This window comes from Pseudomonas sp. WAC2 (assembly GCF_030403525.1).
Classification (GTDB): domain Bacteria; phylum Pseudomonadota; class Gammaproteobacteria; order Pseudomonadales; family Pseudomonadaceae; genus Chryseomonas; species Chryseomonas luteola.
This window is the reverse complement of sequence record NZ_JAUEPD010000004.1, coordinates 278,575-304,502: the sequence shown is the minus strand read 5'-3', so window position 1 is coordinate 304,502 and position 25,928 is coordinate 278,575. Positions and strand designations below refer to the sequence as shown.

Here is a 25,928-nt window from a genome sequence, read left to right as displayed (position 1 = left end):
GGTGGGGGAGGTCAAGCGAGGGTTGTTATCCGGATTTGGCAAAACTGGTCATATAGTCTTCACGAACACGGCGTAAAGTGGCGGATGGTTTTTCGCCAAACAATTTAGCGTAGTCGTTGGCAAAGCGGCTCAGGTGCCAAAAGCCCCATTGGGCTGCTACGTCCTGCACTGAAACCGTGCCGTCACTGTGACAAAGCGCACGGTGCGCCGCATTCAGGCGCAGCGTACGCAGATAAGTGGTCGGGTTGACGCCCAACGCCTCCTGAAAACAGTACTGCAGTTTGCGTCGGCTGGCGCCGATGCGGTTACAGAGTTCCAAAATCGAAGGCGGCGTTTCCTGACACGAAAGCGCATACTCGCGGGCTCGGTCTACCATCCGCTTGCGGGCTGTGGGAGTCAGTGCCGGAACCTCTTCGCCAGCATCGAGCAGATCCAGAAGGTGCAACAGAACGGTTTCCCGGATACCGTTTCGGATAGCCTCGTGCTTCAAGAGGCCTTGACTCTGGCTTTGCGTATTTGCGATGTCGTCAAGCAACCTGACGAACTCGCTGTAGCGCTGATGGGGGCGGAGACGGTAACACTTCGGCAAGTCGTCAAGTGTGAACGGGCTCTGTTGCTGCTCTAGTATGGGAAGCAGCTCGGCCTCTGCAACGGTGATGCATAGCAGGTCGAGATTGGCAGGCGTCTGCAACTCTGGCAGGTGAGCGCCGCGGGCGACCAACAGGCTGGCTTCTCTCAACGAGTGTCCGGCGCAATGAAGCTCGCACGCTTCGTTGAGGGGCAGGCTGAATGCAATCGCACCTGGCCATGCCGAGCCGTTCTTGCGCAATGCCTGATTGCACCGATCGCGGGTCAGATGCATCCAGTCCAGCTGGATATCGATCAGTTCTCCCTCGAAGCGTCCAGACGAGACCTGGTCATAATGCAATGCCCAGCCTGTCATGGCGTGGGAGTGCTCCGATACGTCCTGAGTATGGGTGTGATGCATTCGAGCCTTTACCGGTAACGCAGCCTTGATGTCTTGGTGCATTTTGGAAACCTTTCTGCTCGTTAAAGGCCTTTCCTGCGTACTGAGGCAAGTTCTGTTCCTCAACGTACCATTCAGATGTAGATGTGCCAAAAATGGCTATTTGGTAGCGCGTTCACACCAGGGCCATCTTGGATTCAGGCAGCGTCATGCCACCGTCAACGACCAGCGTCTGCCCTGTAATGAACGAGGCGGCCTCTGAGGCCAGAAACAGCATCGCACTGGCAATGTCGGACGGTTGACCAAGCCGCCCGAGCGGGATGCCTGCCCTGATCTGTCGGGTGACGTCGCTGTCGCCCAAGTTGTCCATGGCAGGTGTCTGGATCATCCCCGGCTCGACGCCATTCACCCGAACGTTATGAGGTGCCAGTTCCAGGGCGGCATTACGAATGAATCCGTTCACGCCAGCCTTGGCCGCCGCGTAATGGCAGAGCCCGGGATAAGCGACTCGAGGTCCTGTCACTGAGGACGTAACCAGCACGCAGCCCTTGCCCTGTAGCCGGAACAGTGGCAATGCTTGCTGCGTCAGCCAGAACAGGGATGACAGATTGACGGCCAGGGTACGTTCCAGCACTTCAGGTGTAATACCAGCAAACGGAGTTAGTGGGAAGTAGCCGGCGTTATGTACCAGGACATCCAGCCGGCCGCAGGTTTGTTTGACGGTTTCCATGAGTGTCCTGATCTGATCGCGCTCGGCCAGGTCTACCGGATGGGCGGTCACGTGTCTTCCCTCCTTTTGCAATCCCCGCGCGACCGCTGCTGCGTTCTCCGCATTGAGGTCGGCAATGACGACCTGTGCGCCAGCTCCGGCAAAGTGCTCGACAATTCCTCGCCCGATGCCTTGGCCGCCCCCGGTGACGAGAACGACCTTGCCGGTAAAATCGTGTATCGATCCTGCTGATGTCTGATCCTGCATCATCCTGCTCCTGCGGTTATGTCGAATGAAGATAGAAGCGCAGTACGGGCCGATCGCTGCCTTGTACTGCGCCTATTGCTGACGTCTTATCTGTCTTTACAAATGCTCGTAGGCGAGCGTGGGCACATCGACGATGCTGGAGCCGCCGTCCGCCACGATTGATGCTCCTGTAATGATCGAGGCTTCAGAAGAAAGCAGAAATCGGCAGACTTCAGCGATTTCCACTGCTGTGGCGGGACGGCGAAGGGGGACATCGCGGGTTACCCGGTCATAGGCAGCCTCGAGGCTTTCGCCGTAATGCTGCATCAGTGGCTGCATCTCTTCATCGGCCATCGGCGTTTTCACCCAGCCTGGACAGACCGCATTCACGCGGACGCCGGCAGGGCCATAATCCTTGGCGAGCGAACGGGTCAGGCCGATCAAAGCATGTTTGGCTGTGGTATAGCTGCAGACTCCCGCCCCAGCAGCCAGCGAGGCGATTGAGCCTAGCAGCACGACTGCACCCCGCTGCTCGATCAATGAGGGCAGGCACGCCCTGACGCTGTAGAAAGCGGTGTCCAGATTGCTTTGCATTGCTTGCTGCCATCGGGTATCGCTGGTCTCGAGTGCAGTGCCCTGGCCCAGACCGCCCGCTGACGCCACAAGGCCATCGATTCTGCCGAAGCGCTCGATGATCCGAGGGATGAACGTCTCCCAATCCGCACTGCTGGCCGCATTACCCGTCAGTACCAGCCCATCTGTACGAGCGGCTACCTCCTCCAGCGGTTCCCGACGGCGACCAATGAGTACAAGCTGGGCGCCTTCATCGGCAAGGCGATAGGCGCACGCCTCACCGATACCGCTACCGGCCCCGGTGATTACGTAGGTTTTCACCTCATTCATGGCCTGGGTACTCGGTTGTGTTGAGGATTCTGCTGAATGAGCCAACCGGGAAGTTCGACCACTGCCCTAGATCATCACCCGTATGGCCGCAGATCTTTCCGTCGCTGCGGTGTTGCTTCAGGTCGATCAGCACCAGCCCGAGCGTAGGAATGATCTTTTCCCGCCATACGAACAGATAGAGCTCGTTCTCCAGCTTGAAATAATGGCAGCGGTCCGTATCGGCCAGCCCACGTTCAACGCCACTCAGGCAATGCCAGCTGTAGAGGTTTTCGTTGAGATAGATGTGTTCATAAACCTCATGAGGACTGTAGGCGTAGCAGTTGCGGATGCCGACCAGTTCGTGGGTCGGCTGATGTGGGTGATTCGCTTCCGACGGTGATGTACCTGAATAAAGGCCCTGTATCGTCCCATGAGTGAACTGCGCCGAGACTGGCGTTAGATCCTGGCCCGACAAGGCACACCTGAACAGATCGCTGCGCTGATCATCCTGCGTTGGGAGCTGCCCGTAGACCCGCGTGAAAACGCCTTGCTTCACGTCCAGCACGAGGCTGATCGAGGCAGTGGACGTGTCGGTCTGCTGAAGAAAGTCGATCAGGTAGATCCCTTCCCGGATGGAAGTGACACGAGAGGCCGCCTCGTGAGATGTCGAGTGGTCTGCAGAGGACCAGCCAACCGCATTTTGGCTGAAGCGGTAGGTAATGGATTCGCCGGACGGGCCGTCGAGCACTAGCGTCCTGCCGTTGAGGTCGTTCGAGACAGGCAACGTGTAGTTATCGAGGTTGAAGCCATCGGCCAGTGCGCCTACGGTGATCCAGTCCTGTTGTTGGGTCATGTCATACACTCCGTTTGATAGTTGAGGTCATCATCTACCAGCGGCCTGGCGCCCGGTATCAACCAGATGGTTGAGGTCGCCAGGAGAAAGCTCACAGAAACAGGTGCCGGATCAATTCAGTGCGGTTCGTGACGTTGAACTTGCGATACAGGTTATTCAGGTGCGTTTTAACGGTCGGCAGTCCCATATCCAGATGCCGCGCAAGCGCCTTGTTGCTCAGGCCGTCTTTGAGTGCCAACGCAATGTCCTGCTCTCGAGGCGTCAGGCCGGTCAGGCGGGCTGTCTCGCAAGGTTCATGGATGAAGGCCCACGGCAGCGTAAGCTCCAGCAGACTTTGCAGGCCTGTCAGCCGTTCTATCTCTTCGGCTGTAAATGCGCCTAGTGCCCGTGTGCGCAGAAGCGAGATACCAAATGCCGGCCGTCCGGCCTGATAGGTCAGGATTTCGATGACATCGCAAATGGAGTAGGTATCGAGAAAGGTGGCGTATCGGCGCGAGCGATGTGCTTCTTGCCGAGTCGCTGCCACGCTGAGGGGAACGACTGCCAATCCCAGTTCGTGACAGCAGATGGGCCGCAACGGATCAAATTCGCGGTAGACGTCCAGGTAGCACTGATGTACCTGAGGCGTCATAGTCAGCAGCTCGTAGTGGTGAGCCTCAAGCTGCTGATTTACCTGATAGAGCACGGCAGAGGAAGCCGGTACGATTCGCGTTACCGCCTGTAGGCATCGCTGTTTGCCTTCAGTGGCTGGCATCATGACGAAGGTCTGCCTGGGCTCTGATTTATGCAGCCGCGAGGTAGTGTTTGACAAACCCATCACTGACGACTTCCCACAGGACAGGTGTGCCCTTGGTGACAGACCAGCTATCTCCGGTCTTGTAATGGGTACTTTTGCCTGTGGATTCGTCAGTTAGGATGACCTCACCATAAACAACCGTTGCCTGCTCATTGAACGGGTACACCATTCGGAACTTGCTTTTAGTGGTACCAAAATAAGCAGAGCTGACCGGATCGGTCGGCGCACCAAAGGTCATCTTGCCAAAGCACTTGCCGTCGCCTTCCAGGATTTCCGAACCCAGATCCGCCACGGTGCCCCAGGCTTCAAGATCGGCCAGTGCGGTGCCTTGTTTAACAGTGAATAACGACATGAAACGGTCCTCTTGTTAAGGGAAAATATCAGCGGCGGCCTGTCATGTAGCCGGCGCTCTGATGCATGATCTTGCCCAGGCTGCAGATAACCGGGCGGAAATGGTCCTTGCCTATGATGTTGCTATGGCGAACCGAGCTGATCAGGTCGTAGCGGGCAGAGCCTTCGCTCATGCCCTCAGCCAGAACCTTGCAGATAATGTGGCTTGGCGTTACGCCGAAGCCTGAATAGCCCTGTACGTAGAACGCATTGGGTCGGCCGGACAAGGTGCCGATCTGTGGAAACAAGTTGGCACCGCATGCCATCGGGCCACCCCAGGCCAGATCGATCTTCACGTCCTTGAGGTATGGGAAGATCTTGAGCATCAGGTTGCGGTTCCAGGCCTTCAGGTCTTTGGGGATATAGTCGAGATAAGGCGTAGCAGCGCCAAATAGCAACCGGTTCTCGGCCGTAACGCGGTAATAGTCAATGACCGGGCGGATATCGCTGTAGGCCCCACGGATCGGGCTGATGCGTTCGATCAATTCATCCGAGAGCGGCTCGGTCATGATCTGGAACGCATAGGTGTTGATCGTTTTGGTATGGAGTTCCGGCTCCAGCTTGTTGAGGAAGCTGTCGCATGCCCAAAGCAGCTTGCTTGCCCTGACAGAGCCCTGCCCGGTGCGCACAGTGATCCGCTCACCATACTCAACGGCAAGGGCAGGGCTGTGCTCGAAGATCTTGACGCCATAGCTGGCTAGCGCCTTGGCCTCGCCCAATAGCAGGTTAAGTGAATGAACATGACCGCCGCCCATGTGCAACAGGGCGCTGGTGTAGGCTTCCGATCCAATGATGCGGCGGACTTCCGAGCCTGTCAGCAAGGCAATCTCATGGCCGGAGTTCAGTGATTTGAACTCTTTCTCCCAGGTGCGTAGTGTCTTTTCCTGGCGTGCGTTAAAGCCCATGTAGCCGTAGCCATGATGGAAGTCCGCATCGATATTGTATTTCTGAATCCGGCCCTTGATGATGTCAGCGCCTTTGTCACTGATCTCGAAAATAGTCTTGAGGCCGTCTTCACCTACCTGGTTCTTGATCTTGTCCAGGTCATGACCAATACCCGCCATGATCTGTCCGCCATTACGGCCCGTGCCGCCAAAGCCCAGGTAACGACCTTCGAGCACCACGATATTGGTGATGCCTTTCTCGGCTAGCTCAAGAGCGGTATTGATTCCTGAAAAGCCGCCCCCGATCACAACGACGTCGGCTTCGATGTCCGCATCAAGCGTTGGGAAGCTCAGATTGTATTTCTTGGTAGCGGTGTAATAGGTAGGCGTTTCTATTGTAATCATGGGACTGCCTGGACGAACGAAGATAAAAGTGACCGGTTGAGCCACGCTAGCAGGCTCATGCCTCTATTAATGCAGCGTTCGGGCGGCAAGAATTGTTCCTGGCTGCCATGGGACTTGATCCTCGCTGCCGACCCACATTAGCAGCGTCCAAATCGTCCGCAACGGCCTGATGTTGTGCAGTAGGCTCATCTACTAATGCGCAGCGTGACGTACCGTTTTGCGTCTTACTGCCGAGCCGCCATACCAAGCAGGCATAGCTTACGCTGAGCCATACGGGTTTGATCAGGCGAAAGGGGGGCGGGGGAGTATCTGCAGGTACATCATGCGTGTACGGCTAGAGCGCAGCAGACGGATCGTCCTGACGAATCGATGCGTATATCGCGCACCCGTGGGGCTTACGGCCCGTTCCTTCAAAAGGCGCTGGGAGAACCGCTCAGACGCCAGGCACCATCTAGTTAGCTGCAAGCCGTTTAATAAACGTCGCCGTTAGGCCTCCTACGCAAACACATCTCCAAGCCTTATTGTAATTTATTAAATAATACCAGCCCATAAAAGAGCTTTCCTTTTCAGCCACCTATTGGGTAATAAACAGGGCAAGACAGGCGACCAAAAGCGTGGTACGCGTCGCGTATCAGGGAATCGGCCTACGTTCGGGCAAAATAGCGTTAAAAGAGCTGGTAGCTAACCGTCCAGTCGCACGTCGGGGTCTCCACGGCAACGACCATCAACCGATCACGGCCCTGGCCGTCTGGTTTGCTTGCAGAAAACAGGGTCGACAGGCGATTTCCATACACCGAGCCCTTATCGAGGCGCCAGGAGCGACCATAGCTTTCAACGCTTTGCAGGCACTCCAGTATCAGCCGGCCGGCCGGCTCCTTTAAAAGCTCGTACGTATTGCTAATAAAGTGACTCATACCTTGTTTGCTCCCTTTCAGTTCACTTCACCACCCGAACCCAAACTGCTCCCTGATACAACAGGCAGACCTTATCGCTAGACATGATCACATCGTGAAAATTTCGTGAAAAAAATGTAAATATATTATTGGCTGGCTGCAAAGCACGGCGTACAGTCTGGATACGGAAATGCCTGGGTTCGTTGATATGGATCAGCCTTTTCCACGCGGCTACCCAGGTGCATTTGACCAAAGCGCTGTAATGACACGCCTATCCCTTATATGAGCCCACCCATGAGTATCCAGCCTGCGCCATTGAAGTCCGAGAATCCGGACCGGCCGACGCTTTACGGCCGAACCACTCAGTCAGACATCGAAGTCTTCAGGTTTGAGCAAGACACTATTATGGTCGTGCGCAGTTCCGGCTCAGAAGCGCCTGAATCCGCAGGTGAGGTTGATACTGCCGCGCTGCAGGCTCTGCTGGTTTCGCAGGGGATAAATGGCTCGCGAGCTTTTCTGCTTTGTCAGAAACACCCAGACAGCTGGGCCTGTTATGACTATCGATGCGGTGAACTCCCAGCGGTCCGATTGCTGGAGCATGATGGTCTCAGCGTATTGGCTTACATTTGTGATGAGTTGGAACTCAACGAGTATCCACGGGAGCTGGTGGATCAGATGTGCCGGAGCGAGGCGGGCAAGGTATCGTGACAACTACAGGCGATACCTCAGTTAAGTTCGAGTATGCCCTCACGAGCAATCAATAGCGCCAACCCTATCAAGGCTAATCCTTCAAGCTGAAGCATAGGGTCCAGCGGGTCGAATGCCAGGCAACCTGCACCGCTCAGGCAGAGTAATGTACCCAGAGCAAACAGCATTGCGGTTATCCTCCGTGATCATTATCAGGATCTGCTTTTACATTACGTAGTCATTTTACCCCAAGCCGTACGCCTTTTCAGTGGGTCGTCAAGTGATTCGCAAGTAAGGACGAAACGGCGCTGGAGGGATTGACAGGCGTTAAATCAAAAATGGTTACCTGAATGTGTGGGTAGCGTACTCTGGCTGGGACTGGGTGACAGGGCCAGTCGCTGCTTTCAACGTCTCGTGTACTGTATGGGGTCTGATGAAAACTTTATAGTCACAGTGTTCAGGGATTTTTAAGGAGCCAGTCATGACGTTTGCGCGGCTTTGTCGTAGCGCGGTTGTCGTCGCGTTGATTCTCTATGGGGTTCAAGGTGTACGAGAAGGTTTCAATCCCCTTCAGTGGTCCTCTCGAGACGTATTCGTCCTGCTGAGTGCATGGGCGATTTATCTGGTCATCCTGATGGGTGAGTCATGGCGTCGAGGACGGCATCAGCGATAAGCCTGTTCAACAAAAGAGAAGTCCGTCACAGGTGTGTGCACTTAACTGCAATCAGGTCGACAAGCGGTCTGTGACTTGGTGAACTTGTGAAGGCAATTTGACACTTATATGCCAGCATTGCGTGCCATCTCGCAATGCTCCTTAATGGTCAAATAGCAAAACGCAGGTGATGTGATGCTGGCGCGAGTAGTTGCTCTTTTGGTGTGCATGGCCACAGGATTGATAGTAGCAGACTGGCTGGGACTGATAAGCAGGGTTTCGGCGCTTACACTGTCTGGCACCCTCAGCGTTGTAACGATGCTTTTTGCGTTAACAATTTCCGCACTTTACATCTATACCCGCCTGGATTGATTTCGTTCCATCAGGTTGCCCAGCGCTGGATAACCGGCAACGTGCTCGGAACTATTCATTGACTGAACGATACTGCAAATAGCACAAAGGGAGCCTAAGCTCCCTTTCAACCATGCTGCACGATGCCTTTTGTTTTTCTTGTATGGCCCTAAGCAACCCCTGGATGCTTCGGATGCATTATGTTGTCTTTAAGTGAACGGATTACTTTAGACACTTCACAAGTTCTAAAATGATCAGTTCGCTTCGCCACTTTCAATCTTGTTTTTGTTGTTTTGAAGTGATCTGTTTTATTTGTTGTTCTTGTTATACCAAGGATAAAGCAGGTGCCGTGCCAACTTTAAAAAATCGTTATTAATCAGTGGCTTGAAGGTTTGGCCTGTTTTGGTGTTCCGATGCTGTTCCTGATTTCGTTACGCATTGACCCAGCACTGTCACCACGGCGTAACAGGATTGTTACACCTACGTATGGCAGTTACGTTGCATAAATTACAAGGTGTGTGCCCTGCTTAGGGATGAAAGCGTTTCGTTGCGCTCCTGGAGATCTCTATTACGCTGAAAATGATTTCGCGTAATCATTACAGGTGTTTCATGAGCGTCAATGCAAGAGCGATTCCCCTTTCCCTGGTGTGCCTATTGGCCGCCTGCTCCAACGGCGGTAATACGGAGTCCTATGTCACTGCGCTCGGTGCGCCCAAGCAGGCGATGACCAAGACCCTGGAAACCGGTGCCAACGTGTTGCAGAGCAAGCCGCCTATCGACGCCCTCAATGCCTACCTGGACGGTTTCCATTTCTACAACGGACACCCGCATGGGCAGATGGAGGCTCATCACTACTGCTCGGTCCTTAACGAACAGGTTATCCAGTGTGTCATTTATGACGGCAATACCAGGGATGCCAAGATCATGGGCGTGGAGTACATCATTGATGAGGCGCTCTTTAAGCAGCTGCCTGCCACGGAGAAAGCCCTGTGGCACAGCCATGTCCACGAGGTGAAATCGGGGCAGCTGGTAGCACCCGGGATACCCGAACCGGCGGAGCATAAGCTGATGGAAAAGCTTGTTCATACCTATGGAAAAACCTGGCATACCTGGCACACCGACCAGGACAAGACCTTACCGCTGGGTGTCCCACAGTTGATGATGGGATTTACCACCGACGGCCAAGCTAATCCACAGATGGTCGAAGCGCGTGATCGTCGTATGGGCATCGACAGCAAGGCGAAAAAAGCTGCCCGGGCCGACATCGTCGCTCCGGCCATCGATCCCGGTGCCGATGCCTGGCAAAAGGGAAGGATCATCCAAATCAAGGATCCCACTGGGTCTCAAAATCATGGCGCGCATTCGCAGCCCTGAAGGTAAAACGACCCAGGCATGGTTCTTGTGCCTGGGTCGATTGCACAAGGCTCAGCTCAGCCGGTTATAGCCGCCCGGCACGCCCCGCTTGGATAAGACCCACTGCCACAACTGGATATTCCGGGCGCGAAAGGCGGCAGCGCAAGACTGCAGGTAATACGTCCACATGCGATAGAAGCGTGTGCCGAGTTTTTTCTCAAAGCTTGGCCAGGCAGCATCAAAGTGCTTAAACCAGGCCATTAGCGTCTTGTCGTAATCCGCTCCGAAGTTATGCAGGTCTTCAGCCACAAATAATTCATCAAGGGCATCGCCTATCTGACCAATCGAGGGGAGGTCTCCGTTAGGGAAAATATATTTGTCGATCCAGGGATCCGGAGCGGAATGCCGCTGATTCTTGCCAATAGTGTGAAGCAGAAAGAGCCCGTCATCCTTCAGGCAGCGATGAGCGACCTCCATAAACGTCCTGTGATTCTTGCGCCCGACGTGCTCGAACATACCAATGCTGACAATATGGTCGAAGGTATCGTCCAGGTCACGATAATCCTGCAACCTGAATTCGAGCGGCAGGCCCGCATATTTGCGTTTGGCAAATTCGGCCTGCTCTCTTGAAATCGTTACCCCTACACACGTGACACCATAATGCTCGGCTGCGTAGCCCATGAAGCTGCCCCAGCCGCAGCCGATATCCAGCACTTTCATGCCAGGACGCAGGCTGAGCTTTCGGCAGATGAGGTCAAGTTTGGCCTCCTGGGCAGAAGCAAGGTCCGTTGCATTTTTCCAGTAACCGCAGGTATACGTCATCCGCGGATCCAGCATGGCGGCGTAGAAGTCATTGCCCAAATCATAATGCGCTTGTCCAACCTGCCAGGCTCGGCTCTGAGTCTGAAGGTTGAACAGTTGACTTCTCAGGTAGTGGAGAACCAGCCGTGACGGCTGTATGCGCGAGGGCAAGTCTGCCTTCAGGATGCGATAGATGAATTCATCCACCCGGTCGACATCCCAATCTCCATTGACGTACGTCTCGCCCAAGCCCAGGTTGCCTCGGGCTAATGCCTGCTCTGGAACGCCCTTGTTATGTAGCCGGATGTCCCAAGGGTTGGAACCGTTGACCTTGATTCCGGCAAGATCGAGCAATTCTTCGAAGTAATCGAACGTTCGGGTATGGTCTGGACAGTAAAGCTCTTCATCCTGATGCTTGTGCGAAACTATAGCCATGCGCCTTTTTCTCCTTGATCCTGTCAAAGTTGCTCATGACTTCCGTGAACGTACTGCTCCTTTTGATTGAATAAAATGTACAGCGGATGTGGTAGGCCAAAAGAGTGCTTTGAGTGAAATAGTGTTTTTCTATTTATATGAAACGTGGAGTGCACCTGGCCTCGAAAGTGCTATCGCTGAATACACATTTTGTAAAGTTTACTGATGGCATTGTTGTCCATAAGTTCGTTGCAAGGCCCAAGAAAGACGCTTCGGAATGTTGGATTCGCAGGGAAGGATGGCTCCAGGTAGAACCGCACTCCTGAGCTGACGTACCATATTTCTGCTGCCTGCGCTGTCGCGCAGCGGCTTTCATTCCCCTTGCTAATGCCTCGGAGTCCCATGTCTGTTCGGATCTGTGTTCTCGAAACCGATATTCTTGTCCCTGAATTGGCCGAGCTGTACGACGGCTATGGCGCCATGTTTGTTCGTCTGTTCGAGCAGGTGCCGGAGCAGGTTGAATGCACGGTATATAACGTCGTCGAAGGCCACTACCCACCGGATGGCGCCCGCTTTGATGCATATCTGGTTACCGGCAGCAAAGCGGATTCCTTTGGTGAAGAGCCCTGGATTCAGCGTCTCAAGACCTATGTACAACAGCGTTATGAGCAGGGTGACAAGCTCTTGGGCATCTGCTTTGGTCATCAGTTGCTGGCCCTGGCGCTAGGAGGGGTGGCCGAACGCGCCAAGGGAGGGTGGGGAATTGGGGTACAGCGTTTCGAGGTCGCGCAGGGCTTTTCCTGGCAGCAGCCTCCGCTGGAGAATGTCACGCTGATCGTCTCGCACCAGGACCAGGTCACGGCGCTGCCTCCTGCCGCGCAGTGCCTGGCCAGTAGCAATTACTGCCCGAATGCAGCGTTCGTCATGGGCGATCAGGTGTTGTGCTTTCAGGGGCATCCGGAGTTTGTAGCCGAGTATGCGAACCGGCTATTGGTAAGGCGCCAATCAGTCTTTTCCGTCGAACAGTACGAGACGGCTGTAAGTTCGTTGGAGCAGCCTCATCAGGGTGCCCTGATCGCGCAGTGGATGGTGAATTTTGTGGCAGCCCCTCGTAGCTAATAAGCCGACGCGATACGAAAAAAGGCGGCTCGAAAAGACCGCCTCGGTGATCAAAGCCCAATCATACGTTGGCGTCTCGTAGACGGCGGATGCCAAAGAACAACAGGGCCAGCAGCGGTAGGCTACTGCCCACAAGAACAATGGCTGACCAGCCGCCTCGTTCATAAACAGTGCTGGCTATCGCCGACCCTGTGGCACCTCCAATAAAGATGCTGGTCATGTACAGGCCGTTCAAACGGGCGCGGCTCTTGGCATCGAGCATATAGACGGCACGCTGACCCAGAACCATGTTCATCTGCACGGCAAAGTCGAGCAGAATGCCGGTTATTGCCAGGCTGACGACCCCATAGGGCGAGTGAACCAGCGCTGGCAAAAAGCTCAGAACGGCAAGCAGCATCGCAACTGCCGATGCATGATGAGTATGGCCTGCATCGGCAAGGCGGCCTGCAATCGGTGCAGACACCGCACCGACAGCACCTACCAGAGCAAAGATGGCAATCTGGGTCTGCGACAGACCGTAATGGCGGATCAGCTCAAGGGGAGCAGCCGTCCAGAACAGGCTGAATGCGGCAAACATTAACCCCTGATACAGCGAGCGCTGGCGTAGTACGGGTTCACGGGTGAAGAGGTGAACCAGTGACAACAGGAGCTGGCCGTAGTGTGCTTGATGAGACGGTTGGCGTGCGGGAATCACTTTCAAGACCACGCCTGCAATCGCCAGCATAATCAGGGCGCTGGTAAAAAACACGGTACGCCAGCCGAAGTGATCGGCTATCAGGCTAGAGGTCGGGCGGGCCAGCAAGATACCCAGCAGCAGTCCACTCATGATGGTGCCAACGATGCGTCCACGTGACTGTTCGGGAGCAAGATGGGCGGCCAACGGAATCAGTATCTGTACGGCCACCGAGCTGATACCGATTAATAGCGAGACCACTAAAAAGACGCTGGGTTGAGTCGAAAGGCCTGCCGCCATCAGCATGACGGCCGAGGCGAGGACTGTGATAACCATCAGACGACGATTTTCCAGGAGATCGGCCAGCGGAACCAGCAGAAGCAGCCCCAGGGCATATCCGATCTGAGTCAGCGAGACGATCAGGCTGGCATCGTGCTCGCTAAGCCCGACGGCGGGAGCGATCAGCTCGATGATGGGCTGTGAGTAATAGAGATTGGCCACAATAGCGCCACAGCAAAAGGCAAAAAGTAATACCAGCCCTTTTGATAGTGTAGTAGTAGAATGCTCATGTTCGATCATCGATGCGGTACTCATTAAAGTCTCTTGGCAAGGCAACGGTTATTCAAGTCGGTTCAAGGTCTTTTCAAGAAAATCGACAAACAGAATGGAGCAAGGCCCGCTTGTTCAATATAAGCGTGTGAGAACACGTCTATTGGTGGTCTGCCTGTACGGGTAATGCTCCGTCAGGTCGCGTTTCAGGTAACCAGAAAGGCAATAAAGTCAGAAGGTTTGACTCTCATCTTTTCTTATCTCTTCGCCTCAGGTGCGGAGGTGCCTTTACTCCCGATGGGCTCCAGGCGAAGTGCTACTCTATCTTCTGTATCTGCACAACTACTACCGGCCCCACACCTAGAGCAGAAAACAGCCCGGATAATGTTACGATCAGTCGGGTGCATAGCGGGTGCTTCATTCTGCCTTTGATGAGGCACACCTTAAAGAGGGGGGGCAGCGCGAGAGAGTTGGACTGCAGAACAATGCAGCGTTGCGTCAGGCGCAATGCCTAGCGGGTGCGCAGAGTAAAGAGGCGTCCCTCGCAAAACTCGATAAAGGCGCTGCCCCGCCTTGAGCCGCGCCGATTGGCATATACAGCGCCGAAACGGCGGCACTGGCCTGATTCAGATTGATGTCATGATCCGGAAATAGCCGAGTCAGTCGACCGCTTTCGATATCGGTTTGCACCAGCCAGCCGGCCAATAAGGTAATGCCCCCACCTGCCAGCGCGACTCATGCAGGACCTCGGCATTATCACTATGTAGACGGGGAACCGATTGACCTGTTGAAAAGCCGGCAATGCCGTGACGCTGAACGTGCGGATTAAAGACGCTTCGACCGAAGATTCTGTAAAGGACGGATTCGCCGGTTATCGAGGATGGGTGACGGCTTGCTGATTAAGGTGTCTGTGGCACGGTGTTTCAGGTGATGTGCCGCCAGCAGGGCTGCGGCAAGCATCAGCCCGGCAGCAGCCAGCCCGGGGAGTAAGTATTCCTGAACCATGTCCAGCGCCAGGAGCACCGGGGCCTGAAAGGCATGCCCTAACGCCAGCGCTGAACCAGCCCACAACATTGAACCCAGAATGTCGTACACGAGAAATTGAGCCAGCGACATTCGTTGTGCGCCTGCCGTCAATGTGGCGACTGCTCCCATGCCGGGTACGAATTTGGACACCAGCAACCACCGTGCGCCCCGTTCGGTGAAGCGAGCCGAGCAGGTACCGGCGTTCTTGCGGTGAGAGAAGGGTAGTTTTGTTAACCATGTGAGAATGCGCTCGCCATGATGGCGCCCTGCCCAGTACCAGGCGAGATCTGCCAGAACACAAGCCAGCGAAGCGAGAAACAGAAACTCGACCAGCCTCATGGGAGCGTCGGCAGAGGCGCCAGAAGCGACCAGAAGCGGATAGGAAGGTAACGGCGCGCCCAACTGCTCGGCGAAGACATTCACGAACAGCAACACGGCATTTCCAGTCAGCAAGGCGCTCATTACGGACGGCATGGCGGCGGGTCTCTTTGACGTGCGGGGCAGGGCGGTACGCCTTTTAGGCGGCGTACCGTGCGGTATCAAGTCAGGCGAGAGCGAGACGACGTTTGCTAAGAGCGCCGTCCAAGCTGAAGGCGCCGCTACCGAAGGCTACGACCTGCAACAGGCCACCGGTAATGGCGATGTTCTTCAGAAAGTGGATCAGCTGGTTCTGATCAGCAAGGTTATTGTGGAAGACCACCGCAGTCATGAGGGTAAAGCCTGCCATGATGGCTGCTACCCAGCGGGTCTTGTAGCCCATAAGCAACAGGCTGGCCAACCCTACCTCAACGCCAATCGCCCCCAAATAGGCCAGAAGTGGAAACGGCATGCCGACGGACCCGATGTAACCCATGGTTGCAGCAGGCGCGGCCAGCTTGCCAATACCGCTGAACAAAAACAGTGTACCTAGCAACAGGCGTCCAACAGTGGCGGTATAGGCTTGGGAGGCGTTCAGAGTAGTCATGTTCAGTTCTTCCATTAAGGGGTTCAAGGGCTTCGCCGAGGTACCAAAGCGGTATGGAAGAAAGCTTAATGTCGCCTGATTAAATGAGTAACTAGGCGAAAAATGAAAAATAGTAACATTGTGGTGGACAATAACGCTCGAGAGCCTGCGTGTTGGTTAAAGCTGCCTGACCTCGGTTAATCAGTGTGCAGTGATAGGCACTCGAAAGCAGAGGAACGGCCTAAAAAGCGCAATCAATAGCACATACGTTCCAAACACAGCACAACCGTTCAAGCTCCCGCGGCGCACTTCGACAAAAGTTGTCGTACATTTATTGCAGCTGGAGAGCTACCATGCCAACCGCCATTGCTGCCCCGGAAACGGCCTGATTGATCCCTTAAACCGTACGTTAGTCATGAACATTCCACATCTATGCCACCTTATTTTGAGGTTCGCATATTGGGTGGCTTTATTGGGAGTAACCTGCTGATTACCTTTGCATCGGCGCCTTTCATCATGCCAAGCGTGACGCGTTGGTTCGTGAGTTAGCCTTACATTCGGTAAATGAGCAGGAGTAGCACCATGACCTCTATCGTTATCGCCACGCTTGGCTCGGTTTCTTACCGTAGGACCCAGGTAAAGGTATCCATTGTTGGTTAAAGGATCTGGTCTACCCGAGCCGCATATCCGGTTCAGACCTTCCACGGACTCTTACTGTTGTCACTGGGCATGCGCGGCCCTTGTATGGACTTTATATCCACTTGGTTTGGTTGTCGTGAGCATGCTCGGTGGGCGAATGTAGCCATCTATCCGCAAGCAAAATAAGCCTAATAACCTTTGCATGCCTCCAAAACGCTAGTTGTGGAATTGGCATCATCAGGATCTTGAATGTCGGGCCTCGATTCCGCGAACAATCACAAAGGCAATCAACGCAACGACAAACACGACAAGATACATCCAGGCGATGCTTTGTAATGTTTCAATCAACGAGCGATAGATCTCGAGCGTCCAGCGTTCTGAATTAAGCACCAGTACCTGAACATCCGTAGTCGGCGCGCTGATATAGCGCTCAAGGTCGTAGATTCGCACGCCACCTGAAATACCTACCACAAAGCTGGCGAACGTGATGTATCGATGCCAGGCGCTACTGACGTCATCCTTGATAATTCGGGCCAGGACAGCCTTGGTCGAATGGTTGAACAAGGCGACGACTATAGCGGAAGTGATGAATGCAACGACAAAGGTGGCGGCCAGTAGAGAAAAGAACATAGAGTCTCTCGGTTGCTACGTATGAAATGACATGTTCAGGCGGAAACGTGCGCCGCCCAAGGGTGAGGTGTCTGCAGCTAATGTCCCGTTTTGAGTCTCGATCGCTCTGCGGCTGATGGCAAGGCCAAGCCCGAAGCCGCCTGTTGTGCGGTCGCGGCTGCGGTCGAGCCGGTAAAAGGGCTCGAAGATCTTTTCATGCTCTGCCTCCGGGATGCCAATGCCGTCATCTTCAACTGTGATCTGATAATGATCCTGATCCAAAGCACTTACGCTCAGGCGGATGCGGTGGTTACAGTAGCGAATGGCATTTCGGATCAGGTTCTGTAATGCTCTGGCTGTCAGACGAGGCTCCAGACTTACCCGCTGTTTCTCCATCGCCATGTCCACCTCCAAGAGGATTCCGCGCTGCTCCAGTTCTTCAGCGAACCCTCCCACGATGCTATCGATAAACTCCCCCAGATTGAGTTCGACCCGCTCCAACTGAGCGGCCACGCTGTGCAGCCGACTGTAAGACAACAGCTCCAGTACCAGTTCGTCCAGCTCGCGAACGTGACGGGTCATGTCCAGCAGGCGGGTACGAGAGGCTTCTGGAATATCTTCGGACAACGCCAGGGCCAGGCCGAAGTCGAGCCGGGAGAGGGGGGTGCGAAGTTCATGGGATACCGCATTGAGCAGCTCCTGCTGCTGATTGAGCAGGCGCTCGATATCGGTGGCCATCGAGTCGAATACATGGCCCAGCTCGGCAATGTTGGACCGTGAGGAAAGGTGAGTTCGGGCAGACAGGTTTCCCTTGCCCAATGCCGAGGTGGTACGCCTCAGCGATTCCAGATCCCGCCAATGAGGACGTAGCAAGAGCAGCAGACAGGCCAGAAGCGCTGCGCCTGTCAGGACGTTCATGGCCCAGAACAGCAGGTTGATATCCAGCGGAAGGGGTGGGCTGGACTCTTCTATAAAATGCTCATTGTCCAGCGGAGCCAGGACCGTATCAGGCAGGCCATACTCACCGAGGTGTACGACCATGAGCCCCTTTTCTAGTTGTTCACGTTCATCCGGGCTCAACTGAGCGTTTACCATTTCTCGAAGACTGACCTCAAGCGGTGCAAAAGAGGTCTTGAGTTCCCTTTCCAACTGATCCCATTCTGTTTTGGGGCGCTCCAGGAATCGTTGCTGGATCAAGGCCATCTGACCTCTGAACTGATCCAGATTCCATGCAACGTAACGATCTTCAGATAATGAAACGACAAGTTCGGGCACTACATAGTTGGCGAGGCTGAAGGTAATCAGCACCACCAGGTATAAACGGATCAGAACCTTCAGCATGACCGGTGCATCCTAGTCTTCCCATTCGGAACGGCTGAAGAGATAGCCCTTGCCCCAAACCGTTTTGATCCTGCGCGCTTCGCCAGAAGTATCTTCGAATTTGCGGCGCAACTTCGAGATGGCTACATCAATGGAGCGATCGATACCGTTAAACTCGATACCGCGTACCTGTTGCAAGAGCTGATCTCGACTCTGTACTTCACCGGCATGACGAGCCAGGGCCACCAGAAGATCGAATTCGCCTGATGACAGCTCGATCGGCTGGTCCCGCCACTGAACAACCCGTTCGGTTAAATCGATTTCCAGACGACCAAAGGTGACACGCGAAGCATCCTTGCGAACTGTTTCCGGCTGGCTGCGCCGGAGCAGCGTACGAATCCTGGCTAATAGCACCCGCGGTTCACAAGGTTTGGTGACGTAGTCATCCGCCCCCAACTCGAGACCGACCACTTGATCATGACTATCGTCGCGGGCGGTGAGCATGAGAATAGGAAGGCCAGCATGATCTGCGCGGAGCTGGCGGCACACCTGCAAGCCATCAAGCCCCGGCAGCATAAGATCCAGGATGACCAGATCCGGGTATGTTTTCCGGACATACGCTTGAACCTCGTCGCCCCGGGATAGTATGAAAACCGCGAAGGCATGGCGTGTCAGGTAGGTGGCAATCAGTTCAGCCAGGGCGGTATCGTCTTCGACCAGTAGGATGGTAGGCATAGCAGGACACGCTGAAGGGTTTGAAAGAGCATAAACAAACCCGACAGCTTCTGTAGCGGTCATTACACTTTTTCACAAATGCCCTACAAGCTTTTACAAAGCCGACAGGGCAGGGCTTTTAGCATGGCGCTGTTCCTGAAGGATGCACACCATGATGCCGCCCGTTAAGTTTTCCCTACGTCCCCTTTGCCTACTGATGTTACTAGCGCTGACAGGATGTGACCGCCCAGCGCCCTCTGCACAGCAAGCACCCGATACGTCTGTCACCGTCGAGACGATCAAACCTCAGCCGCTCAGCTTGTTGACTGAACTCAATGGCCGTTTGGTAGCGCCCCGTGTGGCGGAAGTCAGAGCCCGCGTAGCAGGCGTTCTGCTGCAACGGGTTTACCGTGAGGGAAGCCAGGTCAAGCAAGGCGACGTATTGTTTCGGATTGACCCCGCGCCGCTGCAGGCAGACGTCGACAGCGCCGTGGCAGGCCTGAAAAAAGCCCAGGCCAATCGCTATCAGGCCCATTTGCAGGCCGAGCGTTATTCTGCATTGATCAAGACTCACGCCGTCAGCCAGCAGGACTTCGAAAATGCGCACGCTGCCTTTTTGCAGGCAGAAGCCGAAGTCTCTGCTGCGCAGGCCACGCTCAAACGTGCCCGGCTCAATCTGGGGTATGCCACCGTCACAGCACCCATCTCCGGACGCATCGGCAAGGCATTGGTCACGGAAGGCGCGTTGGTAGGGCAGGATAGCGCCACGCCTCTGGCCATTATTCAGCAGCTCCAGCCTATATATGCCGATGTGACTCAATCCACCCGGCAGATCAACGCGTTGCGCCGTGCGCTGCGGGAGGGGCAGTTACAAACCGTAGGGGAGGATCAGGCCGCCGTAACGCTCGTACAGGATGACGGTACAGCGTACCCAATAGCCGGAAAACTGCTGTTCTCGGACCTTACAGTGGATCAAAGCACAGGGCAGATTACCCTGCGTAGCCAGTTTCCCAATCCGCAGGCTGACTTGCTGCCCGGCAGCTTTGTTCGAGTGCGTCTTGAGCAGGCCAGGAACGAGCGAGGTATCAGTGTTCCGCAGCGGGCCGTTCAGCGCGACTCGGCAGGGCAGGCTAATGTTTTGCTGGTCAACGCTCAGAATCAGGTTGAGGAACGGACGGTCCGTCTTGGCGGTGCCCAGAATGATCGCTGGATCATCGACGAAGGACTGCATGAAGGTGACCGCGTAATCGTTGCAGGCCTGCAATACGTCAGGCCGGGGATGCCTGTCCAGGCAGAAGAGGCAGGAATTACAACCGATGCACCTGCCGACAAGGAAGCCCGATAATGCCAGACTTCTTTATCAGGCGCCCGGTATTTGCCTGGGTCGTCGCCCTGTTCATTCTGCTGGCAGGTGTGCTGGCTATTCCCAATCTTCCGGTGGCGCAGTATCCCAATGTTGCGCCCCCCCAGATCGAGATTACCGCAACCTACCCGGGCGCCACGCCGCAAACCCTGGATGAAAGTGTTGTCAGTCTGATCGAGCAGGAGCTTAACGGGGTCAATCACCTGCTCTATTTCTCCTCCAGCAGCAGCCAGGGAATGGCGACGCTTACGGTTACGTTTAAACCAGGCACTGATCCGGAGCTGGGCAAGGTCGATATACAGAACCGCTTGAAAACGATCGAGTCCAGACTGCCCCGAGCGGTTACGCAGCAAGGTCTGGAGATCGAAGAGGTCTCGGCCGGGTTTCTGATGCTGATCACATTGACGTCTACTGATGGACGCCTGGATGAAACCGGCCTGAGCGACTACATGGCGCGTAACGTCGTTAATGAGCTCAAGCGTATCGAAGGGGTAGGCAAGGCCCAGCTGTTTGGTGCCGAGCGCGCCATGCGAATATGGATTGATCCGCAAAAACTGGTGGCTTTCAACCTGACGCCGGCCGATGTTAGCCAGGCGATCAGCGATCAGAATGTGCAAGTGCCCGCCGGTAGTATCGGCGACTTGCCTACCCGCAGCACGCAGGAAATTACCGCAGCCGTACAGGTGAAAGGGCAGCTGTCTACACCTGAGGAATTCTCGGCCATCGTACTCAAAGCCAACGCCGACGGATCGACGGTTACCGTAGGTGATGTCGCACGGGTCGAAGTGGACAGCCAAAGCTATCAGTTCGGGACTCGCCTCAATGGCAAGCCGACCACCGCTGTGGCTATCCAGCTAGCGCCAGGCGGTAATGCGATGAGCACGGCTACCGTGGTCAAAGCCAAGATGGAAGAGCTGTCACACTACTTCCCGGCCGGTGTGAACTACGACATTCCTTACGATACGTCGCCGTTCGTCAAGGTCTCGATCGAAAAGGTGGTTCATACCTTGATCGAAGCCATGGTGCTGGTCTTTGCCGTCATGTTTCTGTTTCTGCAAAACCTCCGTTATACCCTGATACCCGCACTGGTGGTTCCTGTGGCCTTGATGGGGACATTTGCCTGCATGTTGGCCCTAGGATTTTCCATCAACGTGCTCACCATGTTTGGCATGGTATTGGCGATCGGTATCCTGGTGGACGACGCTATTGTTGTCGTTGAGAACGTCGAGCGAATCATGGCGAGCGAAGGCCTGACGCCTCGGGCTGCCACGCGAAAAGCCATGACAGAAATTACCGGTGCGATTATCGGAATCACGCTGGTGCTGACGGCGGTGTTCATCCCGATGGCATTCATGCCGGGCTCGGTCGGAATCATTTACCAGCAGTTTTCTGTCTCGATGGCGGTTTCGATTCTATTGTCGGCGTTTCTGGCGCTGAGCTTGACACCTGCGCTGTGCGCAACGCTACTCAAGCCGATACCGCACGGTGTACATCACGAGAAGAAAGGATTTTTTGGATGGTTCAACCGACGGTTTGATCATGCCGCGGACGGCTACCAGCGTTGGGTCGCCAATGCCATACGCCGTACAGGTCGTTACATGCTGGTCTACGGTGTGCTGCTTGCAGGGCTCATGCTGCTCTTTACTCGCCTGTCGTCTTCGTTTCTGCCTATCGAGGATCAGGGCTTTACCATTACCGATATCCAGCTGCCGCCCGGAGCCAGCCAGAACCGCACGATTGAAATCGCACGGCAGATCGAAGCGCACAATGCTACGGAACCTGGCGTAGCCAATACCACCATGGTGCTGGGCTTCAGCTTTTCCGGCAGCGGGCAGAATGCAGCTCTGGCATTCACCACATTAAAGGATTGGGCCGAACGCCGTGTCGAAGATTCGGCCGACGCCATTGCCGAGCGTGCCAATATGGCATTTGCCGGACTGCAAGATGCCATTGCCTATTCGCTCAGCCCGCCGCCAATCGAAGGGCTTGGGACTTCCAGCGGTTTTGAGCTACGTCTACAGGACAGAAGCGGAAAAGGATACGAGGCTTTGCAGAAGGCGCGGGATACATTGCTGTCTGCCGCTGCAAAAAGCGCCCTACTGGCAAACGTACGGGAGACCGCGCTGGCCGAAGCGCCACAGGTAGAGGTCAAAGTCGATCGGCTCCAGGCGAACGCTCTGGGTGTCTCGTTCGCCGATATCAGCAACCTGCTTTCGACTGCCATGGGTTCGGCCTACGTGAATGATTTCCCCAACCTGGGCCGCATGCAGCAGGTCATTGTTCAGGCCGAGGCCGATTCCCGCCTTCAGGCAGAGGATATCCTCAAGCTTGAGGTGCGTAACGCGTCCGGCAAGATGGTGCCCCTGGCTGCCTTCTGCGAAGTAACATGGACCACGGGACCGGCGCAGCTGACCCGCTACAACGGCTATCCCGCGGTCAGCCTTTCGGGTGAGCCTTCGGCGGGGCACAGTACAGGCGAAGCCATGGATGAAATCCAGCGTCTGGTCGATCAGCTGCCTCAGGGGTTTGGTCTGGAATGGACAGGGCTTTCGCTTCAAGAAAAGACCTCCGGCGCACAAGCTCCCTTGTTGCTGGGACTGTCCTTGTTGATTGTCTTTTTGGTTCTGGCCGCGCTTTACGAGAGTTGGTCGATTCCGACAGCCGTTCTGCTGGTCGTACCACTGGGCATCCTGGGTGCCGTAGTCGCAGTCGTCCTGCGGGGCATGCCAAACGATGTGTTCTTCAAGGTTGGTCTCATCACCATCATTGGACTGTCGGCAAAAAATGCAATTCTGATCATCGAGTTTGCCAGGAGTCTTCATGACCAAGGCCATACCCTATTCCAGGCCACCGTCGAGGCAGCACGTCTGCGTCTGCGTCCGATCGTAATGACCTCACTTGCATTTATCCTGGGTGTGGTTCCCCTGGCCATTGCGACGGGTGCCAGTTCCGCCAGTCAACAGGCCATTGGTACAAGCGTGATCGGTGGCATGCTGACTGCTACCTTCGCGGTTGTCTTTGTTCCGGTATTTTTTGTGAGCGTCATGCATTGGGTCTCTCGCCTTACCCGCTCGCAAGCCAGAGGAGGGCAGCGCCATGAGTAAGTTGCCTGTTCTTCTGCTGACCGGCCTGCTGGGTGCCTGCTCTTTGGCGCCTACCTACGAGCAGCCCCCTGCACCCATACCAGCGGACTATCCGGTGGTATCAGCCCCGGTGAACCCAGCTGAAACGGTTCCGGACTGGCAGGCATTGTTTACAGATCCGCGCCTGCGTCGGCTTATCGAGATTGGGCTAGATCAGAACCGTGACCTGCGTATGGCAGTGCTTCGCGTTGAAGAGGCGCGGGCGCAATACAGAATCCAGCGGGCGGACCTGTTGCCGAACGTGAGCATAAGCGGCTCGGCAACCCGTCAGCGCTCCCCAGCGCTCGGGCTGGAAAACACCGGTGGGCTACCGGCTCAGGCCGTAAGCAGTGGAAGCCAGGTCACCAACCTGTATACCGTAGGGGTAGGGCTGAGCACGTACGAAGTAGACCTATTTGGCCGTGTCCGCAATCTTCGAGATGCAGCCTTGGGTGAATATCTGGCGTTGCAGGAGACGCGACGTTCGGTTGAGCTATCACTGATCGCTGAAATCGCTACGGCCTATACCAACCAGCGTGCCCTGAGCGAGAGAATGGCCATAACCCGGCAGGCCTATGAGAGCCGTCAGCAGAGTCTGGAATTGATTCATCAACGTTTCGACTATGGGATTGGTTCTGAACTGGATATTGCTCAGGCCCAGACACTGCTAGAGACAACTGCCAGTGATCTTGCCGCATTGGAGCGTAGTATAGGACAGGCGGATAATGCGATGGCTCTCCTGCTCGGTCAACCATTGCCTCATGATCTGCCGCCCGCCCTTTCGCTGGAAAGGCAAGGGTTGGACAAGCCCTTACCCGCCGGGCTTCCGGCAGAACTGCTGACCCGCCGACCGGATATACAGGCTGCCGAAGCCCGGCTGAAAGCCAATTACGCCACTATCGGAGCTGCGCGCGCTGCGTTCTTTCCAAGCATCAGTCTCACGGGCAATACCGGTTTTAGCAGCGCAGAACTTTCAGACCTGTTCAACGGCGGTAATCGCTCATGGAGTTTTACGCCTCAGATCAACCTGCCAATTTTCACAGGCGGTCGTAACCGCGCACAGCTTGAGGTCGCGACACTGCGCAAAGAGATCAGTGTGGCGGAATATGAAAAATCCATACAGACCGCTTTCAAAGAGGTGTCCGATGAGCTGGTTGCGCGTCAGCCACTGCAGCGTCAGCTCGACGCTCAGGAGCGGCTTCGTGATAGCGCTGCCCGAAGCCTTGTCCTTGCACAGCAACGGTATCAGCAAGGGCTCGATGAGTACCTGACGCAACTGGATAGTCAGCGCACGCTGTATCAGGCTGAAAATACCCTCATAGACGCCAGGCTGCAGCTGGCCTTGTCACAGATCAATCTGTTCAAGAGCCTTGGCGGAGGTTGGAGCCGAGACCGGCCTTAATCAAGGTAATGCCTGTCTTCTGATGCTCCTTTGGATGGAAGACATGCCCTCAGGCGCCTACGTGGCGCCTTTTTTATAGGTCAGACCATCGGCTGATGATCCTGTCTCCTGTCGTGCAGCAACAGTAGTATCCATCGCTGGAGTCCTATTACGGCAACGCTATGGACCTCGTAAACGTGTGATCTGCTTAGCGTCAAGGAAGGAGGTATTCCGTCTGGCTACGTGGGGTTGTGGGCCTTATGTCTAGGCGGGGCGTAAACACTGTGTTTACGGTTAGCGACAGCGGAGGCTGATAGGGCCTCGACTACTCGAGGCCCTCGTCGATCATGGCATCATGGGCAGCTCATTGGGGCGCAGGTCAAAGACGATAACCTCGGCCTGCTTGCCGTTGGCTAGCGTAAGCACCTGCTCGTTACGCACACGCACACCATCTCCCTCCGTCAATGTCTGGCCATTGAGTTCGATCTGCCCCTGGGCTACATGCACATAGGCGTAGCGATCTGATCCCAACGTTAGAGTCGCCTGCTCTTCACCGTCGAACAAACCGGCGTAGACACGAGCATCCTGACGAATTTCCAGTGAGCCCTGCTCACCTGTAGGTGAAAGAATCAGGCGCAACTGGCCACGTTTGCTATCCGCGCTGAAGTGCGTTTGCTGGTAGCGAGGCTCAGCACCTCGAGCGTTGGGCACGATCCAGATCTGCAAAAAGTGTACGGGATCCCTCTGAGAGTGGTTGTATTCACTGTGGGCTACTCCCGTGCCGGCGCTCATGAGCTGCACGTCGCCCGGACGAATGACGGACCCTGTACCCAGGGTATCCTTGTGCTCGAGCGCACCTTCGAGCACATAGGAAAAGATCTCCATATCCCGATGAGGGTGAGTGCCGAACCCTTTTCCCTGGGCGACTCGGTCATCGTTGATGACCAACAGATCCGAAAACCCCTGTTCTTGGGGGTTGCGGTAATTGGCAAAGGAAAAGGTGTGGAAAGACTTAAGCCAGCCATGGTTGGCAAATCCACGTTCGGTTGCTTTGCGAAGGGCTAACATGTTCGGTCTCCTGGTCAATCAACAGTATGTTGTTACCTGTATCGGTATGCGACCAAGAGTAAAGCGATCGAGTGGGGTGATAAACCACTTGAAATGCGTAAAAAAGTCTCCATCTGGTT

24 protein-coding genes are annotated in these 25,928 nt (G+C 55.3%); 7 read left to right on the top strand and 17 right to left on the bottom strand.

The window, feature by feature from the left end:
* Window positions 1–25: 25 nt before the first annotated feature.
* The 8 genes from QWJ10_RS10950 to QWJ10_RS10915 form a co-directional block, all read right to left on the bottom strand.
* On the bottom strand, window positions 26–1,030 hold the full coding sequence (locus QWJ10_RS10950; protein WP_019366250.1) for a helix-turn-helix domain-containing protein: 1,005 nt from the start codon (window positions 1,028–1,030) through the stop codon (window positions 26–28).
* 112 nt (window positions 1,031–1,142) lie between these two features.
* Window positions 1,143–1,943, bottom strand: a complete 801-nt coding sequence (locus QWJ10_RS10945) for an SDR family oxidoreductase (RefSeq protein WP_289926261.1) — start codon at window positions 1,941–1,943, stop codon at window positions 1,143–1,145.
* Between the two features lie 96 nt (window positions 1,944–2,039).
* Complete coding sequence (locus QWJ10_RS10940) at window positions 2,040–2,825, bottom strand: SDR family oxidoreductase (protein WP_289926260.1); 786 nt, start codon at window positions 2,823–2,825, stop codon at window positions 2,040–2,042.
* Complete coding sequence (locus QWJ10_RS10935) at window positions 2,818–3,657, bottom strand: MoaF C-terminal domain-containing protein (RefSeq protein ID WP_288657639.1); 840 nt, start codon at window positions 3,655–3,657, stop codon at window positions 2,818–2,820. Before QWJ10_RS10935 ends, QWJ10_RS10940 begins: the two co-directional genes overlap by 8 nt.
* A 91-nt stretch (window positions 3,658–3,748) precedes the next feature.
* A complete protein-coding gene (locus QWJ10_RS10930; RefSeq protein WP_289926259.1) occupies window positions 3,749–4,414 on the bottom strand; it encodes a LuxR C-terminal-related transcriptional regulator in 666 nt (221 codons plus the stop codon).
* 25 nt (window positions 4,415–4,439) lie between these two features.
* On the bottom strand, window positions 4,440–4,805 hold the full coding sequence (locus QWJ10_RS10925) for a cupin domain-containing protein (protein ID WP_019366255.1): 366 nt from the start codon (window positions 4,803–4,805) through the stop codon (window positions 4,440–4,442).
* A 28-nt stretch (window positions 4,806–4,833) separates the two neighbouring features.
* Window positions 4,834–6,132: an FAD-binding oxidoreductase gene (locus tag QWJ10_RS10920; protein ID WP_019366256.1), complete on the bottom strand. Its 1,299-nt coding sequence runs from the start codon at window positions 6,130–6,132 to the stop codon at window positions 4,834–4,836.
* Window positions 6,133–6,797: 665 nt separating this feature from the next.
* Window positions 6,798–7,046, bottom strand: coding sequence for a hypothetical protein (locus tag QWJ10_RS10915; RefSeq protein ID WP_010799045.1), 249 nt, complete (start codon window positions 7,044–7,046; stop codon window positions 6,798–6,800).
* A gap of 273 nt (window positions 7,047–7,319) precedes the next feature.
* Here QWJ10_RS10915 and QWJ10_RS10910 point away from each other — a divergent pair, with 273 nt between their 5' ends.
* Entirely contained in the window at window positions 7,320–7,733 is a 414-nt protein-coding gene (locus tag QWJ10_RS10910; protein ID WP_289926258.1) for a hypothetical protein, read from the top strand.
* A gap of 17 nt (window positions 7,734–7,750) precedes the next feature.
* Here QWJ10_RS10910 and QWJ10_RS10905 read toward each other — a convergent pair whose 3' ends face one another.
* Complete coding sequence (locus QWJ10_RS10905; RefSeq protein ID WP_289926257.1) at window positions 7,751–7,900, bottom strand: hypothetical protein; 150 nt, start codon at window positions 7,898–7,900, stop codon at window positions 7,751–7,753.
* Between the two features lie 293 nt (window positions 7,901–8,193).
* On the opposite strand from QWJ10_RS10905, the gene QWJ10_RS10900 reads away from it, so the two are divergent.
* Together QWJ10_RS10900 and QWJ10_RS10895 are read left to right on the top strand one after the other, a co-directional pair.
* Entirely contained in the window at window positions 8,194–8,385 is a 192-nt protein-coding gene (locus QWJ10_RS10900) for a hypothetical protein (protein ID WP_019366259.1), read from the top strand.
* Between the two features lie 939 nt (window positions 8,386–9,324).
* Window positions 9,325–10,089, top strand: coding sequence for an OBAP family protein (locus tag QWJ10_RS10895; RefSeq protein WP_019366260.1), 765 nt, complete (start codon window positions 9,325–9,327; stop codon window positions 10,087–10,089).
* 51 nt (window positions 10,090–10,140) lie between these two features.
* On the opposite strand, the gene cfa is transcribed toward QWJ10_RS10895, so the two are convergent.
* Complete coding sequence (cfa, locus tag QWJ10_RS10890) at window positions 10,141–11,304, bottom strand: cyclopropane fatty acyl phospholipid synthase (RefSeq protein ID WP_019366261.1); 1,164 nt, start codon at window positions 11,302–11,304, stop codon at window positions 10,141–10,143.
* Between the two features lie 381 nt (window positions 11,305–11,685).
* Here cfa and QWJ10_RS10885 point away from each other — a divergent pair, with 381 nt between their 5' ends.
* Window positions 11,686–12,402, top strand: a complete 717-nt coding sequence (locus QWJ10_RS10885) for an amidotransferase (protein WP_019366262.1) — start codon at window positions 11,686–11,688, stop codon at window positions 12,400–12,402.
* A 61-nt stretch (window positions 12,403–12,463) separates the two neighbouring features.
* Here the strand turns inward: QWJ10_RS10885 and QWJ10_RS10880 are convergent, their stop codons facing one another.
* The 6 genes from QWJ10_RS10880 to QWJ10_RS10855 form a co-directional block, all read right to left on the bottom strand.
* On the bottom strand, window positions 12,464–13,669 hold the full coding sequence (locus tag QWJ10_RS10880; protein WP_289926256.1) for an MFS transporter: 1,206 nt from the start codon (window positions 13,667–13,669) through the stop codon (window positions 12,464–12,466).
* A 780-nt stretch (window positions 13,670–14,449) separates the two neighbouring features.
* The gene (locus QWJ10_RS10875; RefSeq protein ID WP_125889509.1) at window positions 14,450–15,124 is read right to left on the bottom strand and encodes a DedA family protein; all 675 of its coding nucleotides are present in this window, start codon (window positions 15,122–15,124) and stop codon (window positions 14,450–14,452) included.
* A 70-nt stretch (window positions 15,125–15,194) separates the two neighbouring features.
* Window positions 15,195–15,614, bottom strand: coding sequence for a DoxX family protein (locus QWJ10_RS10870; RefSeq protein ID WP_026004010.1), 420 nt, complete (start codon window positions 15,612–15,614; stop codon window positions 15,195–15,197).
* An 855-nt stretch (window positions 15,615–16,469) separates the two neighbouring features.
* Window positions 16,470–16,862: a hypothetical protein gene (locus QWJ10_RS10865; protein ID WP_125889508.1), complete on the bottom strand. Its 393-nt coding sequence runs from the start codon at window positions 16,860–16,862 to the stop codon at window positions 16,470–16,472.
* A 15-nt stretch (window positions 16,863–16,877) separates the two neighbouring features.
* Window positions 16,878–18,182 (bottom strand): ATP-binding protein, encoded by a 1,305-nt coding sequence (locus QWJ10_RS10860; protein WP_289926255.1) that lies wholly within the window; start codon window positions 18,180–18,182, stop codon window positions 16,878–16,880.
* Between the two features lie 12 nt (window positions 18,183–18,194).
* Entirely contained in the window at window positions 18,195–18,896 is a 702-nt protein-coding gene (locus QWJ10_RS10855) for a response regulator transcription factor (protein ID WP_289926254.1), read from the bottom strand.
* Between the two features lie 151 nt (window positions 18,897–19,047).
* On the opposite strand from QWJ10_RS10855, the gene QWJ10_RS10850 reads away from it, so the two are divergent.
* The 3 genes from QWJ10_RS10850 to QWJ10_RS10840 are packed head-to-tail and all read left to right on the top strand — an operon-like array spanning window position 19,048 to window position 24,762.
* Entirely contained in the window at window positions 19,048–20,220 is a 1,173-nt protein-coding gene (locus QWJ10_RS10850; protein ID WP_289926253.1) for an efflux RND transporter periplasmic adaptor subunit, read from the top strand.
* Entirely contained in the window at window positions 20,220–23,342 is a 3,123-nt protein-coding gene (locus tag QWJ10_RS10845; protein WP_289926252.1) for an efflux RND transporter permease subunit, read from the top strand. The genes QWJ10_RS10850 and QWJ10_RS10845 overlap by 1 nt, the downstream gene beginning before the upstream one ends.
* Complete coding sequence (locus QWJ10_RS10840) at window positions 23,335–24,762, top strand: efflux transporter outer membrane subunit (protein WP_289926251.1); 1,428 nt, start codon at window positions 23,335–23,337, stop codon at window positions 24,760–24,762. Before QWJ10_RS10845 ends, QWJ10_RS10840 begins: the two co-directional genes overlap by 8 nt.
* Window positions 24,763–25,086: 324 nt before the next feature.
* On the opposite strand, the gene QWJ10_RS10835 is transcribed toward QWJ10_RS10840, so the two are convergent.
* Window positions 25,087–25,809 carry a pirin family protein gene (locus QWJ10_RS10835; RefSeq protein ID WP_289926250.1) on the bottom strand — a complete coding sequence of 241 codons (723 nt, stop codon included), beginning with the start codon at window positions 25,807–25,809 and terminating at the stop codon, window positions 25,087–25,089.
* Window positions 25,810–25,928 lie beyond the last annotated feature (119 nt).